A 16506-nucleotide genomic window follows, 5' to 3' on the forward strand; every position below is an offset into this window, starting at 1 on the left:
AATCCGATCAGTGCGTGAGCGCGCGGGTGCGCACGCCGCGCGACCAGTCGAGCGAGGCTGCCATGCCCGGCGACATCGAGGCGGCGAGCACGTTCTCGATGAAGGCGGTCTTCTCGATGATCTGCATGATCGCACTGACCCGCAAATGCGTATTGGCCTGCCGGTCGGCCAATGCGGTGCGCACGTCGCTGACCTGGCGTTGCCACATGGCAAGCTTGGCTTCGTCAGCGCCGATGAACGAGGTCATCGAGCGGCCCGCTTCGCCGGTAATCCGCTCGAGGATCGCGAAGAGCAGGTCGACACTGGCGATTTCGGCGAGGGTTTCGCGGTCGTCGGTCGGCATGCCGCGGCCATAGGCGGCCTGGACGGTGAGGATCTTGTAGAGCGGGACCGAGGAAACCTGCAGCAGTTCCTTCTGCGCATCGGTGATCGCAGTATCGTCGCGGATCGCATCGACCATGCCGCTGATGAGCACGGCAACGCGCGGGCGCAGTGCCTTCGAGGCGGGCAGGTTCAGCGTCTTGAAGCTGGGATTGAGGCACTGGTCGGGTTCATCGCAATCGAAGATCCGCACATCGTTTGCCGCTGTGCCGTCGAGCAGCGCGGTGACGAGCGTCGAGGAGGCATCGCCGGCAAAGGGCACGAACTTGCCGGGTTCGTCATCCTTGGGCGGAATATAGATGACGGTGCCGATCAGCGTCATCGCATATTCGGCAAGCTCGCGATCGAATGTCCCGCCGGGATTGAAGAAGGCGCTCTTCTTGAGAATCGTCCAGGTGTAGTTGCGCGGCACGCCCGGATTGACGTCATCGTATTTGCCCGCGCCTGCCGCAGTGGTGCTGGCGCGCTCGCCCTTGGCGCCGCAGCCGTGCTTCGCCGCCGCATAATCGGTGAACACGCCTTCGCTATTGCCGATCGCTTCGCAGATCGCCTTGTCGGCAAGATCGCCCTTGGGCCAGACGCCGCCGACGAGGCCTTGCGCCATTTCGCAGGAGCTGATGTTCAAATTGTTCATCAGCTGCGCTTTTTGCGAAAATTCCTGCATGATCTTCGAGCATTCGGGGCAGACGGTGTCGATCGCGAGGGAGAAGGCAAATCCGATCGAATTGTTGGCGACGGCTTTTAAAAGGGCGACGATCTCGCTCGCGTTGATGAACGAGAAGGAGCCGGCGAAGATGTCGATGCCGCCGCAACCGGCGCGGGCGCGCGGCAATTGCAGGTTGGCAATATTGGTCGTCTTCTGCGGAAAGCGCGTCCAGACATTGCCGAGACTGTAATAGCCCGCAGACTGGCCCTCGAAGGCGGTCGGACCGGTGACGTTGGAGGCACCGCCGAGATCGCCGAGGAAGGCATCCATCGACGAACCCACATCGGCCGAGGCCGGGACGGCAATCGTGGAACCGACGAGTGCGAGGGCGGCAATTGCGCCCGTCCATGGCTTGCACCTAAAAATCATGTCCGGCGTCCTTGCTGGTGAGGAGGTAGATGCGGTCCTGGAGTTCGTCGGCGCTCATCACGCCGTAGCCGATCGGAATGGCGCGCTGGTTTTTCGCGTCCCAGAGGACGACCGCGGGCGTGACCTTGGGCTCGAGACCCATGCGTGCGCGCTGGTTGGTTTCGACGGTGTAGTCGGGAAACTGCTTCGAGGGCCCGCCATCGGTCGATATCGCGCGCACGGTGATGTTCCAGGTCGATGTCACCGAGCGCACGATCGGGCTCATGACCTCGCAGGCGCCGCAGCTCTGTGCGAAGAAATAGAACAGGCCATAGCGCGCCGAGAGCGAGCGCATCGCGGCATCGCGTTCGGCTTTCCTTGCATCCTGCCATTGCCGCTTGCCGAGCGTCGAGACCGGGCGCTGGAGGGTGTAGTCGAGTTCGGGATACTGCCAGATCGCGCGTTGCCATACATCGGAGAAGAGCGCGGCCTGGTCGAGCTGGCGGCGCTGGAAACGGATATAGGCGGTGACATTGGCCGGGGTCGGTTCGATGATCGCGCGCGCCTTCAGCTCGCGCAAGGTGGCGGTGATCGCATCGAGCTTTTCGACCGCGCTCGACGTCGGCGGTTCGGCAGCGTCGGTGTCGTCTTCCACCTGTTCGGGCCGAGCGCAGTAGAACCAGTAGCCGAGGCGGCGTTCCTCGCAGTAGAAGGCGTCATCGCCGTCGCCGGTCGTAACGAAGGGCGTGTTGGTTGGCCTTTCGTCTGCCAAGGCAATCTTCGGCGCTCCGACCACGATTGCGGCGAGCAGCGTCATGGCGACGGCGAGGCGGCGCCAGGTCTCAGGAGCCGGAACGGGCATAATAGTCCTCGATTTTCTGCTGGATGTCGCTCGCCGCCTCGAGCTCGTCGGGGAGGCGCGCGGCGGCGGTGAACTCGGCGTAGACTTCGGAGAAATCCATCCGGCTCAAATCGAGCCGGGCGAACTCGTCGATGGTGAAGCCCTCGCATTGCTCGCGCTTGGGCTTGTCCCAGGGCTTGTTCAGCTGAACCCGGCCTTGTTCCTGGAGGATCCGGGTGAGCTTGGATTCAAAGCAGCAATAGACCTTCTTCTTGGTGAGACAGACGCCGAGGAAACTGTCCGAGCAATAGGTGCCGACATAGGCGCAGAGGCCCTGAGCATCGCGTTCATGGAGCAACACTTCCTCGCTGCTGCAGCCCAAGGCCACGAGGAGCTGCGAGCCGGGCAGCAGCGGGAAACCCTTGCCCTTGCAGCAGTTGAGGACGCCGAAGACTTTCGAGGAACAGGTGTTGCGGGTGCCTTCGAAGAGACGCAGCGTCTCGGGATCGAACTCGCGGCGGGCCTGGTCCATGGCATTCAAGGCCACGACGGCATCCTTGAACTCGTCATTCGGCGTGCGCTCGATCGTCTCGCACGACCCGTCGATGCAATAGACATCGCCGTCGCAGATATATTGGGTGGTGCCGGTCGCTTCGTCGGGCAGCGGGCAGTCGTAGACGCGCTCCCAGGTCCGGCAGGGTTCGCCCGCGAGGCAATCCTCGCGCACCAGCGTGCAGCCGGGCGTCGTATCGAGCGTGCCGCAATCCTCGGCGGCAGAATAGGTGCTGCAGCTGTAGCTGCGCTCCCAGGCCCAGCAAGGCTTGGTCACCGATTGGCCGCCGATGATCCGCGTCACCGGATCGGAAGCGGTGCAGGTCTCGACTTCGCGTGCGCAGGTATCTTCAACTTCGAGGCCGGCGCAGGCGCTCTCATTGCGCGTGGTAACGAGCACGTCCTCTACGCTCGTCGAAGTGGGCTCGAGCGGCGGAACCGGCGCGCTGCAGGAGAGCAGATCGACGCGAAGATCGCCGTAGCAGTTCCAGTAATATCCATAGATCCCGAAATCGCAGGGGATCGGAAAGGACTGGGTGACGGTGCAGGTTCCGGACGGGAAATTGCCGCAGGCATAGGGGCTGGCGGGATCGATGGTGCCGCCATCGACGCAGTAATATTGGTAGCGCGTCTGCTGCTCGATCCGCGTTTCCAACGTAATCGGACAGATGAGCAGGTCCTGGCTCGCGGTGTAGCCCGCATTGCAGGTGGCGTAATAGCGGCCGGGCGATGCGGATCCGCCGGGGAGCGCAACGCAGTCCCCCTGGCTGCCGGTGACCGATATGCCGCTGGTATAGGAGAGCGGATCCTCGCTGATGGTCGTGCTGCGCGCGAGCACCGCCTCGATGTCCTCGGGATCGAACGTGGCGCGGCTTTCCATGGACTCGCGCATCACGCGGTAGCCGGTATGGGCGGGCGCGGCGCTGGCGGCGCGGGATGTCAGGCTGTCGGGATTATCGCCATAAGTGCTTTCGATCGGATCGGCATCGTAGCCCGGAATGCGCGACGGATCGGGCGTCGTCGTGGCCGCCTCCTGCGCGCGGGTTGCCAGCGAACTGGCGAAATCCTTGCCGTCGGCTTTCGCGTCGTCGGTCGTGGTCTGGGCCATGCCGGTATCGATGGCGCCAAGGCCCGAGGCGACGACCAGCGCCAGCGCGATGGCGGCGGCGGTTCGGGCGCGGATCATGGCCGGTCTCCCGCGAGCCGGGCGAGGTGCTGCGCGGCGATCCGCGCGCCGGGGCCGTTCCCTTGCGCAAATGTCTCGAGGACATGGGCGAGCGTGACATTGCCGCTCATTCGGTCGTGCGGTGGGACATTCGTGCTGCAATCGAACCCGTCGCAGAGTTCGAAGTCGCTCGCGGCCATGACATAGGTCGGGACGGCCTCGACGCCGAAGGCGCGGAACAGGCGCGGGTCGATGCCGACATGCTCGAGTTGCGCGCTGTCCTTAGCAATCGGCGCGAGCGCGGCGGTCAGACGTTTGGCGCTGCCTTGCGGAAATCCGCGCAACACGACTACGCCGCCGGCCTTGCTGACATCGGCGATCATCGCGGCGAGCGCTGCTTTGGGCATCGACGTGCTAGCAAAGGCGATCAGCCGGGGCTGGCCGGCCAGTTCGGCCTCGGTCATGTCGCCCGCGTCGGCGATCATCCGGTCGAAATCGAACGCCTGGCTGTCATCGGGCTGGTTCGCACCGGACTTGGCCGCAGCGGTAAAACGTGCGCCGTTGTCGGCGGCGCCTTCTGCGGCCTGCCTGGCCTCCTCGGTCACTGCTTCGGCGCGGCGGCGGGCTTCGGTGGCGAGCGCTTCGGCATCGCTCGCCTGCGCCTTGGCCGCCGCGCGGATCTTGGCGAGATCGAGATCGGGCTCGTGGACTTGCGCGGACGCGGCGGCAAGGCCGGCGGTCATCACGAGGCTTGCGAGCATGGCGAGGGAGAGCTTGTTTGTCATAGCGCGCAACAGTTCCGCTTGCGCCAGACGAGGTAGCCCATGTCCTCGCCGATGGCTGGATAGACCTGACCTGCCGACATAAATGTCGTCGAGGCGCCGATGGGGGCGCAGGCATAGCGCCCGCTCGTCTGGGGGTTGGGATTGGTGGCCTGGAAGCGGTACTGTTGCTTGCGCATCACCGGCATCAGATATTTGCCGCACAGGCCCTTCGAACCCATCGTGCCCCAGGCGGCGAGTTCGCGGTGGAGCTTGTAGGCAAAGCGTGAAAGCACGAGCCGCGAGGCCTGGACATGGCCGATCGTCGCCGAGACGTTTCCGTTCAGCGGATACATTGAGCCCTGGCAGCCCGCGCACCAGAACAGCTTGTCGCTCGGCAGCTTGCGGGTCGCCTCGACGCAATCGGCAGCGCAGGCGGCCAGTGCCAGCGGATTGGCGAACAGCACGGCTTCGGGGTTGATGATCGCGGTGAGTTCGGAATCCTGCCAGAGCGGATCGAGCTCGGAGATATAGAGAATGTCGACCGAGCCCGATTCAAGGCACAGGAAGTCGGCGACAAGCTCCATCCAGTAGATCAGCGGATAGGCGTACCAGTGGACGTGCCACTGCGAATGGTATTGCGTCGCGCCGCCCACCGCCGAAGGCCCGGCCATCGTCTTGAAGCCGATGTCGAAACCCGGATCGAGCTTCATTCCGCCCAGATTGACGAAGCACCAGGGCTTCATCGACACATCGGCAAGCCGGACCGGCTCCCAGAAGCCCATGGCGATGCCGGGGCGCAGACCGCAGAGACACACCGGCAGATCGGGATTGTCGGGATCGGGCCGGTTCGATGGCCAGATTTTCAGGCTCCCGACCGAGATCGGGAACAGGCAGGACCAGCAGATATCGGTGATCGGGTTCACGAAACTCCCGGTGCAGCGTCCCGGCCCGGCATCGGCGCGCGCCGGCGTGGCGGCAAGCGCAAGGCAGGCGAGCATGACGACCACAAGCCGGACGATAGGAGCGAACGGGCGATACGTCATGGCCGGCCATCCCGTTTGGGTGGCAGCGCGTGTTCGCGGACCTGGAGCTGGCGGCCCTGTTGTTCGACCACGGCGGGAACGGCGCGAATGCCGAAGCGGCGGACGAGCTTGCCCTCCTGGTCGAACCAGAAACGGCGCTGGCGGGCTTTCATCAGCTCGAGCGGTGCGCCCGCCACCAGGATGAATTTTGCCTTGGTGCTGGCGTAGGTCCTTGTCGCCCAGGCGAGCTGCTCGGGGTCGTCGCCATCGAGAAAGACGAGTGCCTGGCGCAGCGGCACGCTGTCGAGCGGATTGACGCGGGTGCCGGCGGCGATGACGACGCGGCCCTTGTCGTCGGTGATGTTCTCGGCGACCGTAATCGTCGGATCGAACAGCCAGCTGCGCGGGGCTTCGGCACGCACGAGACCGGCGACCGGGCTCGGCCGATTGACGCGGGCGATCGTGCGCTGCTTCAGCCGTTCGTTGAGTTTTTTCGTTTCGCCGCTCGCCTCGAGCGCGGCGAGGCGCGCGTGGATCTGCGCAAGCAGGTCAGGTTCGGTAATCGCCCAGACCGTGCCTTGCTGGCCATAGTCGCGCGCGGCAGCAGGCGCTGCGGCGGCGGCAAGGCCGGCGAGTGCGAGTGGCAGCATGAGAGCCAGACGGCGTATCCGGGTCACAGGATCGGCCTCCCGACCCCGAGGATGCGGTCGGCACAGATCCAGCCAATCGCGGCATAGCGGCTGTCGAAGGAATCGGGATGGTCGGTGCCGACGTAATAGCAGCCGGCAGGGATCGTGCCCGTCGGCCCCAGCGCGAGGACTTCGCCCTTGCGGCTTTTCGGCTTGGCCGTGGCGACAATTTCACCGTTGATCGCGAAGGTTCGGCCCTGCCGCGTCACCACGTCGCCGGGCATGCCGAGCACGTGCTTGCCGAAAGGCTGCGGCTTTTTCCCGAAATGCGCTGTCAGTAGCTCGGAGGGCGGCGGCGCGAACAGCACGATCGTGCCGCGCGCCGGCGCCGCGTCTTTTTCCAGCCAGATCGCCCAATGCGGCAGCGAGGGGCTGGCATTGATCATCAGCGCGTGGCTCTGGGCAAAGCCATGGAGCGCGGTGAGCGCCAGCGCGCCGGCGCCCAGACCTGCCAGGAGGGCGAAGCGGGGCCATATCGGGCGCGAGCGGGGGCGCGGGCAAAGACTGGGAGCAGGGCGATCAGCGCGCGGCATGGTCCAAGTCCTCCATCCGGCGGACGACATCGGCGCGCACGATGGGCGTCATGTCGTGGGCCTGGCCCGCGAGCACGGCTTCGCCGACGAGCACGGTGCGCCCATTGCGGCCTAGCGCATCGACCGAGGCGTCGATCGCTTGCAGATAGGCCGCAACACGCCGCTGGCTTGCCTCGGGGTCGGCGCCGCTGCGCGCTTCGGCCTCGACGAAAGCGCCGATCAGCCCCGAGAGTTCGACGGTCACGACCTCGCGGCTTTGCAGCGCCAGCAGCGTGCGTGTTGTCCAGGCGCCCCAGAGCAGCACGCCAAGCAGCAGCACGCCCAGGCCGAGCGAGGCGAGCGGAACGCCGAACAATTGCCGGCGCGCCGCTAATGGGACGAGGCCGCTCATTGCGCGTCATCCCGGTGGACGGGAGTGCCAGTGACATCGGCGAGGAAGGCCGGCAGACGCCACATCGCGATCAGCGTCGTGCTCGAGATCAGCACGACCTGAATCGTCTGGGTAAAGGCAAGCTTGCGTGCTGCGTCGGCGGCGATCCAGCGCGCAGCCAGATTGTCGACCTGCCAGAACAGCACGTCGAGATTGCCGCCCGAAATCGCCAGGAAGAACAGCAGCGGCAGACCGAAGGCCATAAGCCAGCAGGTGCCGAGAAAGCCGCAGGCCTTGAGGCTGAGGTAGGCAATATCGGCGCCGTGCCGGCGCCAGCGCGCGAGGCGCTGGGGCAGGGTTGCGCTTGGATGTTTGTCCCGCGTCGGGGGCGCGGCCAGCGCGCGGTCGACGGGGGTGGTGACGTGCATGTTCATGGGCTTATTGGTCCTTCAATCGGGTGTCTGCGTATCGGGAAAGGCGATGCGTTCGATGGCATCGGCGAGCTGGTGGCCGCGCGCGATCTCGTGTTCGATCGCGGCAAATGTTCCGGGCGAGCTCGAAAACAGCGTCGCCGAAAAAGGATCGAGGACGAGCCGGCCGATCGCCTCGGTCTCGGGCCCCTTGATGAAGACTTCGGAATAGTCGGTGCCCGAGCGCTTGAGGCTGCGAATCAGCGTTTCCGAGCGGTCGTCCATGTCGAGGCGCTTCGACGCCTTGAAGTCGGCGATCGTCTCGCTCTTCTGCTGGAGGATCAGCATCCAGTCGCTGTTCTCGAGCGCCGCCGTCGCGCCGTCGGACTTGTAGTAGTCGTTGAGGGACTGGGTCGCGGTGGCGAGCGCGCCGCCATATTTGCGGCAGGTGCGGGCATAAGTCTCGACGAACTCGCCCATCGAGCCGCCCTTCAATAGGCTCCAGGCCTCGTCGATCAGCAGCAGCTTCTTCACCGAGCGGTCGCTGCGGGTCATCGACTGGCTGGTCATGAACATGATTGCCGAGAGCACGACCGCGCGCAGTTCCTCGCGCGCGGCGAGATCGCTCATCTCGTAAACGATGAAGGGCGCACCCACCTCGAGGCTCGCCTGGCCTTCGAAGAAGGCGCCATAGGTGCCGCCGTGCATGAAGGGCGCGAGTGCGGTCGCGAGATCGTGCGCGGCGGGCTTGTCCGACGCGGCCAGCGCTTCGCCGACCGCGGTGACGCTGGCGGCAGGGCCAGCTGCGGACCAGACCTCGTTCACCGCCTTGTCGATAAGGCCGCGTTCGGTGTCGTTGAGCGGCGCGCTGTAGCGCGCCATCTGGCCGATAATGGCTTTCACCATCGCGAAGCAGTCGAGGCGGTAATCCTCGTCGTCCTCGGCGCGGGTGGCATCGATCATCGAGAAGGGGTTGAGGCAGAACCCCGAAGCAAGGGTGAACTCGACGAAGCGGCCGCCCTGCAGTTTGACCGAATGCTCGAAGCTCCTCCCATCGTCGATGACGACGACCTCGGCGCCCGCACCGCGCAGCGCCGCGCACATTTCCTGGAGCAGGACGGACTTGCCCGATCCCGATTTGCCGCAGATCGCGACATTGTGGTTGCCCGCCTCGTTCTCGAAGGGCGACCAGTAGAAGGGCTGGCCGCGCCGTCCGACCAGCAGCAGGTGCGGCAGGGGCCCGCCCAAGTACTCGCCCTGCATCGGCGCGATATGCGCCGCCGTTGTCGACAAGAGCGTGCGCATGCGCTTCAAACGCGCCATGTCGGTGGCAAGGCCATCGGCCAGCGTCAGCGGCAGCGCGGCGACGAGCCCCTGGATCTGCAGAAAGCGTTCGTCGGCAAGGTCCCATCCGGCCGCCTTGTAGATCGACTTGATCGCGCGCTCGTGCCGGTCGCCTTCGCCCAATGGCGAAAAGCTGGTGAGCCCGTAGAAGACTTTGACGAGCCGACGGCCTTCCTGGAGCTCGGCCTGGACATGCTGCCATTCGGCGGACTGCTCGGCGAGACGGGGGAGAAAGCGCGCGCTCTTGGAGCCTGCAAGCGTCGTTGTGCGCATGAACTTGTAGCCGGCTTTCGCCTCGGCGGCCTGGCGGTCGGGATAGACAAGGCAGAGCATCGTCGCGACGGGGCAGGGAAAGCGCAGCTTGTCGGTAAAGAGATCGCCGATAAGCCGCGCGCATTCCCATGGCGCCCAGCGTGCCGGCATGTTGCGCACCGCGTAGTGGCGTACGTCGAACGCATCGGGATAGACGGTGCCGATCTCGGGAACGCCGTCGTGTTCTTCGCCGGTTGCGCGAAAGCGCTCGGTCGCCAGCACCATGCGATCGTCCTCGACGCTCAATTCGATATCGCGGCGCAGGATTTGATCCGAAATCGGGTCGTGCTGATTGTACGCGAGCGCATCGTCCTGCGGTGCGGTCGTCGGCGAAGTGAGATCGTCGACCAGCGCGATCAGCGCTTCGGGACCCACTTCGCTGACCCCGAGATTGAGCGACTTCAGCATCGAGACCAGCCCATCGCGGGCCTGCGCGAGTTCGTCGCTCGGGATATCGCTTTTTGATGGCACACCGACCGAGATGACGACCTGGTGATGGCGGGCATGGAAGGGCGCATCGGCCGAGCCCGATTTCCAGACGAGGCCGTAGAGCCGGCGCGCGCGGTGGCGCGCGATCGCTTCGTAGACCCCGCCCTGGAGGTAGCGCGGGGCAAACCAGGGGGCGACGATCCGGCTGATCCGCGGGCTCGCATAGTGGAGGATCTGGACGCAGGCGCCTTCAGGCAACCCTTCGGAAAACCAGGCGCCCAGAATCTCGCCGGTGCGCTCGTCGGCGCCGATCAGCGGGGTAACGGCCAGGACAAAGCCCTTCGAACGCGCATTGATGTAAAGGCGCGATGCAGGGTCGAAGACCCGGTAGGGGAGCCAGTCCGAGAGCATGTCGAGCATGAGCGCGGGGCGCGCGGCTTCGCCATGTTCGGCATCGCCAAGAAGGCCGGTGAGCACGCGGTCAGCCAATGTTCCGATCGAGAGCGCCATCACTTGGACTCCTTTTGTTCTTCCGCGCTTTGCGCTGCGACGACGGCGTCGAGGTTCGGGAAGCCGGGACGGATGACCTGCGTCGGGAAGGGCGCCGGAACAAATTGCCGGGAGACCCGATCGGGCGGGACGGTGCCGTCTCGAGATCCCCCGGCTGCCGGCAGGGGTGGGCCGGCATCTGCCTCGCGCGCCTCGGAGGGGACCGGGGGAGGAAGCGGCGAGGTAGCGGTGAAATTTTGCGCGACGAAGGGATCGTCCGATGGCGGTGTAGCGACGTCGGCGCGCGCATCGGCGCGTGTATCGACACCGCCTTCGGCATCGCGGATCTGGCGCTTGATCGCGCGCAGCAGCGTTGCCGGACGGCCCTTGCCCGTGCTGCCCTGCAACTCGGCGGCCCAGCGCGGGGTCTCGACGACGATCCAGGCTATCGCTTCTTCGTGCAGCGTGCCCGAGCCATCGACATGCGCGGGGAAGATGACTTTCAGGCGCCGCTCGGCAGTGCGCGATGTGTCGCCGGGCGCGACTGGACCGGCGGCAAATATCCGGGCTTCAGGTGACGGCTCGATGCCGGCGATCCCCGCGACCGCGTCCTTGTCGGTGACGGCGGTCGGCGCGCAGGTGCCCTTGAGCGCTCGGCAGGAAAAGTCGCCTTCGATATTGGTGCCAAGCCCGACGCAGCCGCTGGCGACGAAAAGCATGGGCAGGAGCACGAGGGGACGGAGGGAATAGGTCATGGGTTTGGCTCCTCAGCGCGTCTTCATGTTGGCGGTGAGAAAAGCGCGCAGCGCTTCGGCGGGGCGATAGCCCTCGAGCACCGCGCCATCCGAGGGCCGGACGATGACCGGCGTGCCGCCGAAGCCGTGCGCCTTGGCAAAGGCTTCGTTCTCGTCGAGCCCGGTGACATCGCAGGATTTGGCGCTGGCCAGCGCCACGCCGGCATAGGCCATGCGCAGCGAGACTTCGGGCCGCCTGGCGCAAAGCACCTGTTCGGCCAACTTGCGGCTGTCGGCGCCGAAGATCGAGATTGGGCGTTCCTCGACGCGTGCGCCGATCGCTTTCAACTCGGCCTCGAGCTTTTTGCAGTAGCCGCAGTGAAAATCGGAAAAGACCGTCACGCGCGGCCCGTCCTTGGGCCCCCAGTGGATGGCGCCTTTGTCGGACAGTTTCGACAGGTCGACCGTAGTGGGTGCTGCCGCATGCGTCGGTGCTGACGAATTGTCGCTGTCCGCTTCGCTGCGCCTTGCAGCGCCGGCCGCCAGCAGGTCGGGATTGAGTTCGAGCAGCCGCGCCGCGGTGAGGTCCTGCCGGGTCTCCATGTCGTAGACCCGGCCGATCACCAGATAGCGCGCTGTCCGGTCGACATAGAACAGCGTCTGCTTCGAGGCGACTTCGCAAAGACCTCCCAGACCCTTGCAGACGATCGCGTCGATCGCGGTCTTGGGGAGCCGGACTTTCAGCGCTTCGCGCACGGCCTCTGTCGTTGCGGCACTCGTCCCTTGCGCGAAGCTCGCGACGCCCCATCCGGTCGCGCCCGAAAGCGCGAGGACGGCGAGCGTGGCCGCGACAGGTTTGGTCCAGCGCGAGTGACTGAGTGTTCGGGCGCGGGTGCGCAGGCGTTCGGCAAAGTGGGGCTTCGAGGTCATTGGGCATTCCTCACGAAGGCGCCGTCGAGAAACACGATCTCGACTTCGATGCCGGTCGGCATCTCGACGACGGGTTGGTACTGTTCGGCGCGTTCGATGAGGTACTTGCTCACCGTATCGGCGGCATCGCCCGCGCCTTGGCCGAGACCGCCGGCGAGGATGTCGGTGCCCGAGAGTTTCGAGCGCGTGCCGTCGGAATTGGCGGTGATCCCGGAGAACACCGAATTGGCGTTGGCCGAAAAGCCGCGCCCGAACCCACCGACGATGCCGGCAAGCAGCGCCTGGCTGATCAGCGAGCCCTCGCGGCTGACGACCCGGCCGCGCACGCCCGACTTGCCGGCAAAGGCGATGAAGCCCTTGACCTCGGAGACCGCGACGCGGCCCCCGGGCTGGTCGCAGGTCATGCGGGCCAGTTTGACGTAGACTTTCTCGGACGAGAGATCGCCGCGCGCCGCGCCATTGACCACGCAACCCTCGATCCGGGTGGTGAGGACGCGCCCGTCTTGCAGGACCGAACGGGCCGGGCCGGTAATGCGCAACACGACAGGCAGCGGATCGGTCTGTGAGGCAACGCCCGCCGAGGCATCGACGCCGACGATGACGCGTGCCGGCGCGTAGGAATTGGGCGGCAGGTATTCGGGCGAATCCTCGATGACCAGCGGCGGCGCTTCGGCGCGGCGCACCGAGGCTCCGGCCGAACTCTTGTCCAATGCGAAATTGAGCAGGCGGACACCGGCAGGTGCGCTGCCATCAAGACCCGTCCCAGCGCTTGATTGCGGTGAACCGTCAGGTGATCCGAGACTACGCGCATCGTAGCCGCCCGCTTGCGGGCCATAGGTCGGTGGCGGCGGTGTGGCAGCCGCCGTGGTTTCGGCCGTCGCAAGCCGGGTCTTCAATTCTGCATTCTCCGCCGAGATCGCATCGATCGCCGCTTCGCCATCGGCGCGCATCATTTCGTTCTCGGCGCGGATCGCCTGGAGCTGGGCTTCGAGTTCGCTTCGTGGCAGCTGGTTTTCGGCCAGCTTCTTCTGCTGCTGTTCGACATTGCCGACGCGGTTGTCGAAGACCGAGACGAACTCGCGATTGGCAAGGTCGCGATTGACGAGGCCCGCCGTTTCGATCGTGCGCGCGCCATCGGCATCGGCGGAACCGCCATCCTCGCCGCCAAAAATGATCCAGCTGCCGCCCAGCAGCGCGATGGCACCGAGCGAGGCGAACAGCATCTTTTGTCGGCACTGGGTGCGCTCGTTGATATTGCCGACGGTAGCGGCCTTGCCCGGCGCGGATGCACTGGACACCTTGGTAGCGTCGGACTTGGGAGCGCTCGCCGGCGGCTTGGTTGTCTCAGTCATGGGAAAAGGCTCCTGCCCCGGTAACGAGATAGGCACTGGTCGCTTCGCCGGGCGCGAGTTCGTCCTTCCCGAAGGCGAGGGCGAGCGTGCCCGCCGGTGCCAGCGCGTCGGCATCGAGCGTGACCGGTTCGCTTGTCCGGTTGGCGATGCGCAGCACCTTGCCGGTGAAGGCCGCGCCCTGGTAATCGCTGACGAGCTGGATCTCGAAGTCACCGACACGGGCCGGCAGACCGCCAAGGCTGCGGATCTCGTAGCCTTCGATGAGTTCATCGCTTGCCATCGCACGGATCAGCCGCACGGCGGTGTCTTCGGGCGCGGTTGCCTTCTCGAAACGCGCGGCGGCACTTTGCCCGAGCGCGGGATTGGTGATGAAGACCTGTTGCGCCCCGACCGCTTCGATGCGGCAGGCGAACTTGTAGACCTGGCCCTTCTTGGTGGTCGCAAAGAAGCTGATCGAGCGGGCTGCAAAGGTCTCGGGGATCGAGACGTAGATATCGCCGCGCAGCGGTTCGTTGCTGACCGCGAAATCATTGTAGGGATAGCCGCTCGAGATCTTCGAGACGCTGGCGAACTGGTCCTCGACCAGCGCGAAACGGGTCAGTTCGCGCTGCGACACCGTGCAATCGATCGCCGCGCCATCGGCGGCCTGCTTGAACTGGTCGGCTAGGGCCGGCGTGGTACCCGCAAGCGCAGCGGCAACCGCGAGGCCTGACAAAGGCAGGCGCGAAATGGGATTGGGCCAGGGCATCAGCCAGCCTCCTTCTGGTCGTTGTCCGTGGAAATCTGGGCGAACCCGGCAAGCGCTAGCCTGAGGCCGCGATAGGTCCAGCTAAGGCGGAACTTGCGTTCGTCGCTTGCGATCACTTGCGAACCGACGAAAGTCTTGAGCTTGCCTGACACCTCGGACGTCAAACCCTTGGGATCGACGGTCATCTGGGTGATGACGAAAGCCTGGCTGACGTCAGAGCCGCGCTGTTCGGCAACGATCTTGACGAGGTCCGCCTTCAATCTCCCGCGATGCGCGGGATCGGCGACATCGAGGATCGTCTCCATCCAGTAGTCGAGACCTTCGGGGCTGCGGTTCAAGAGCATCAGCGCGACATCGCGGGTGACAAGCTCGAGATAGTCGGCTTCGACGCCTGCGCTCGAGACCGTCAGCGGGCGCTCGAGCGTTGGCAGCAGGACGACCTCGCGGGCGCGGGTCATGGCAAGACCGGTCGCTACGACCAGCGCGATGGCAAGTCCGGCGCTGGCGAGCGCGAACATGTTGCGTTGGCGCAGCAGCACCTGCTGGCGTTCGTGGGCAAAATCATGGAGCACGGCTTTTCCTCCTCAGCCTGCCAGGCGGCGGCAGTGGGAGGGCGGCGTTGCGACAAGGCCGGTAAAGCCTGCCGGCAGATACCAATAGGCGGCATGGAGAAGCCAGGAGCTTGTGCGTCCTGCCTTTGCCTTTCGCAGAGCGAACCAGGCTCCCATGGCAAGCGCAATGCCGATCAGTATGTGCTGGGCAAGGATCCCCCAGGCGAAGGGGATTATCATCCCGGCGAACTCGTCGATGGTCCAGAAGCCAATCAGCTCCGGATCGTCGAGACGCCGCGGGATCATGTACCGGTCTGCCATCGTGGCCGCCCTCCCGTCGTGACCGCAGGTGCCGTCAGATCACCGCGGTCACGACAGAGGTGACGATGGGAACGCCCGTGCCCACGCCAATCCCGACGCCGACCGGCACCGCGACCTGGCCCAGGGCAAAGCGGCCCGAGGCCAGCGCGATCAGGCCGCCAGCAAGACTGAGGACGGTGATGATCTTGCCGCCCGATCCTTCGAGGAAGTCGGTGAACATGGTGAGCGCCGGATTGAAGGTCGTGTCGGCGCCGGCATAGGCCGTGCCGCCCACAAGAACTGCGAGCGCGATCGGCAGGGCGAGGTTGGCCGCCTTGGCGAGGGCGGGCTTGCCGCGAGCCGAATGGGGTGCTGCGGCGGGAAGGGAAGGGGTGTGCATGAAGGAAACTCCGGTTCGTTGAGCGTCTGTGAGCCAGCGGTCGACCCGCTGTGTGATCCTTCATGCGGCTAGGAAATCAGTGTAGGAAAGAGGAAAGCGTGATCCGGACAATGCTACGGACGGATATGGACGATCAATGGAGTTGGTGACGGAGTTCGGTGACGGTGATGTAAGCGAAAATCGACTGTACTGCCGCAGAATCACGCGCTTTCTGTCGACGAATCACGACACTATCTTGCTGTCGTCATCGACGAACGAAAAACCAGATGTTCCGTTAATGTTCTTTCTTGTTTCCTACAGTCTGTTGGTTCGTTATGTCTGCGAGTCGCGATTACGAAAGCGAGGCAGGACGATGGACAGGCAGGGGAAAGATCTGGATGCGGGCAACGACCGGATTGCGCGCGTTCTGGCGCATGCGGTCGATAGCGCCGGGCGTTCGCGCGCCGATCTTGCTGCCGAGGCAGGCATGCACCGCGAAACCCTGACCCGGCTTATTCGCGGCGAGCGCCCGATCAAGCTTGAGGATGCCGCGCGGATCCTGTCGGTCTGCGGCGTGCCCGTCCGTTCGACGCTGATCCTCGCGCTGAGCGGCGACGACGAGCTTGCCTGCCAATGGATGCGGCACGACGTCGGCGCGTTTCTGGAAGAGTTTCTGGTGACCCTGCCGGGTGCGCTCGAGACCACGCTAGGCGAGCGCTGCGACGAATTGCGGCCGCGCTGGGCGAAAGGAACTTCGCAGCTCGTCGCGCGCATGCTTGCCAACCATATCGACGATTTTGCCGCGCGCGATGTGGCAGCTCAGCTGGCGCGGTAAATGGGGATCAGCCTGTTTTGGAGGGGGCCGCCTTCAAACGAGGTGAATTGTGATGACGAATGAAATTGCGAAAATTGAGGATGGCGATGCGCAGGTTGCAGCCCCGCGGCCGCAGCGGTTGCTGCGCTTGCCCGAGGTCATGCACCGGGTCGGGCTCAAGCGCTCGGCGATCTACCAGCGCATGAGCGAGGGGCGGTTTCCGAAATCTCGATCGCTTGGGCCGAAGTGTGCCGTCTGGCTCGAGAGCGAGGTGGAGGAGTGGGTCTTAGAAATAGCCAGAGAATCCTTGGTTTGATTGAGGTGACATTGTCTCTGGATCACT

19 protein-coding genes are annotated in these 16506 nt (G+C 65.1%); 2 read left to right on the forward strand and 17 right to left on the reverse strand.

The features are described from left to right. Positions 1-7: 7 nt before the first annotated feature. The 17 genes from A9D14_RS00790 to A9D14_RS00870 form a co-directional block, all read right to left on the reverse strand. On the reverse strand, positions 8-1456 hold the full coding sequence (locus A9D14_RS00790; RefSeq protein WP_066842129.1) for a conjugal transfer protein TraH: 1449 nt from the start codon (positions 1454-1456) through the stop codon (positions 8-10). Next, positions 1446-2297: a conjugal transfer protein TraF gene (locus A9D14_RS00795; RefSeq protein WP_066842136.1), complete on the reverse strand. Its 852-nt coding sequence runs from the start codon at positions 2295-2297 to the stop codon at positions 1446-1448. The genes A9D14_RS00790 and A9D14_RS00795 overlap by 11 nt, the downstream gene beginning before the upstream one ends. After that, complete coding sequence (locus tag A9D14_RS00800) at positions 2278-3936, reverse strand: conjugal transfer protein TraN (protein ID WP_415877356.1); 1659 nt, start codon at positions 3934-3936, stop codon at positions 2278-2280. Before A9D14_RS00800 ends, A9D14_RS00795 begins: the two co-directional genes overlap by 20 nt. A 74-nt stretch (positions 3937-4010) precedes the next feature. Next, positions 4011-4754: a type-F conjugative transfer system pilin assembly protein TrbC gene (gene trbC, locus A9D14_RS00805; protein ID WP_232468677.1), complete on the reverse strand. Its 744-nt coding sequence runs from the start codon at positions 4752-4754 to the stop codon at positions 4011-4013. 20 nt (positions 4755-4774) lie between these two features. Next, on the reverse strand, positions 4775-5800 hold the full coding sequence (gene traU, locus A9D14_RS00810; protein WP_066842145.1) for a conjugal transfer pilus assembly protein TraU: 1026 nt from the start codon (positions 5798-5800) through the stop codon (positions 4775-4777). Continuing rightward, on the reverse strand, positions 5797-6429 hold the full coding sequence (gene traW / locus A9D14_RS00815) for a type-F conjugative transfer system protein TraW (RefSeq protein WP_066842148.1): 633 nt from the start codon (positions 6427-6429) through the stop codon (positions 5797-5799). Before traW ends, traU begins: the two co-directional genes overlap by 4 nt. 23 nt (positions 6430-6452) lie before the next feature. Next, positions 6453-7001, reverse strand: coding sequence for a S26 family signal peptidase (locus tag A9D14_RS00820; protein WP_083987474.1), 549 nt, complete (start codon positions 6999-7001; stop codon positions 6453-6455). Beyond that, on the reverse strand, positions 6988-7392 hold the full coding sequence (locus A9D14_RS00825; protein WP_066842150.1) for a TrbI F-type domain-containing protein: 405 nt from the start codon (positions 7390-7392) through the stop codon (positions 6988-6990). The genes A9D14_RS00820 and A9D14_RS00825 overlap by 14 nt, the downstream gene beginning before the upstream one ends. After that, entirely contained in the window at positions 7389-7805 is a 417-nt protein-coding gene (locus A9D14_RS00830) for a hypothetical protein (RefSeq protein WP_066842151.1), read from the reverse strand. Before A9D14_RS00830 ends, A9D14_RS00825 begins: the two co-directional genes overlap by 4 nt. A 15-nt stretch (positions 7806-7820) precedes the next feature. Further along, a complete protein-coding gene (traC, locus tag A9D14_RS00835; RefSeq protein ID WP_066842152.1) occupies positions 7821-10376 on the reverse strand; it encodes a type IV secretion system protein TraC in 2556 nt (851 codons plus the stop codon). After that, entirely contained in the window at positions 10376-11110 is a 735-nt protein-coding gene (locus A9D14_RS00840; protein WP_157668088.1) for a hypothetical protein, read from the reverse strand. The genes traC and A9D14_RS00840 overlap by 1 nt, the downstream gene beginning before the upstream one ends. A gap of 12 nt (positions 11111-11122) precedes the next feature. Further along, positions 11123-12019 (reverse strand): DsbC family protein, encoded by an 897-nt coding sequence (locus tag A9D14_RS00845; RefSeq protein ID WP_066842156.1) that lies wholly within the window; start codon positions 12017-12019, stop codon positions 11123-11125. Beyond that, positions 12016-13371 carry a TraB/TrbI/VirB10 family type IV secretion system protein gene (locus A9D14_RS00850; protein WP_066842158.1) on the reverse strand — a complete coding sequence of 452 codons (1356 nt, stop codon included), beginning with the start codon at positions 13369-13371 and terminating at the stop codon, positions 12016-12018. The genes A9D14_RS00845 and A9D14_RS00850 overlap by 4 nt, the downstream gene beginning before the upstream one ends. After that, positions 13364-14119, reverse strand: coding sequence for a type-F conjugative transfer system secretin TraK (locus A9D14_RS00855; protein ID WP_066842160.1), 756 nt, complete (start codon positions 14117-14119; stop codon positions 13364-13366). Before A9D14_RS00855 ends, A9D14_RS00850 begins: the two co-directional genes overlap by 8 nt. Then, the gene (locus A9D14_RS00860; protein ID WP_066842165.1) at positions 14119-14691 is read right to left on the reverse strand and encodes a type IV conjugative transfer system protein TraE; all 573 of its coding nucleotides are present in this window, start codon (positions 14689-14691) and stop codon (positions 14119-14121) included. The genes A9D14_RS00855 and A9D14_RS00860 overlap by 1 nt, the downstream gene beginning before the upstream one ends. A 12-nt stretch (positions 14692-14703) precedes the next feature. Then, positions 14704-14991, reverse strand: coding sequence for a type IV conjugative transfer system protein TraL (traL, locus tag A9D14_RS00865; RefSeq protein WP_066559984.1), 288 nt, complete (start codon positions 14989-14991; stop codon positions 14704-14706). Between the two features lie 34 nt (positions 14992-15025). Then, positions 15026-15370 (reverse strand): hypothetical protein, encoded by a 345-nt coding sequence (locus A9D14_RS00870; protein ID WP_066842166.1) that lies wholly within the window; start codon positions 15368-15370, stop codon positions 15026-15028. Positions 15371-15506: 136 nt separating this feature from the next. Between A9D14_RS00870 and A9D14_RS00875 the strand changes: the two genes are divergently transcribed. Beyond that, positions 15507-16184: a helix-turn-helix domain-containing protein gene (locus tag A9D14_RS00875; RefSeq protein WP_232468679.1), complete on the forward strand. Its 678-nt coding sequence runs from the start codon at positions 15507-15509 to the stop codon at positions 16182-16184. Between the two features lie 52 nt (positions 16185-16236). Further along, entirely contained in the window at positions 16237-16479 is a 243-nt protein-coding gene (locus A9D14_RS00880; protein WP_066842169.1) for a helix-turn-helix transcriptional regulator, read from the forward strand. The last annotated feature ends 27 nt before the right edge of the window (positions 16480-16506 follow it).

It is taken from the genome of Croceicoccus marinus (genome assembly GCF_001661675.2).
In the GTDB taxonomy this organism is placed as follows: Bacteria; Pseudomonadota; Alphaproteobacteria; order Sphingomonadales; family Sphingomonadaceae; genus Croceicoccus; species Croceicoccus marinus.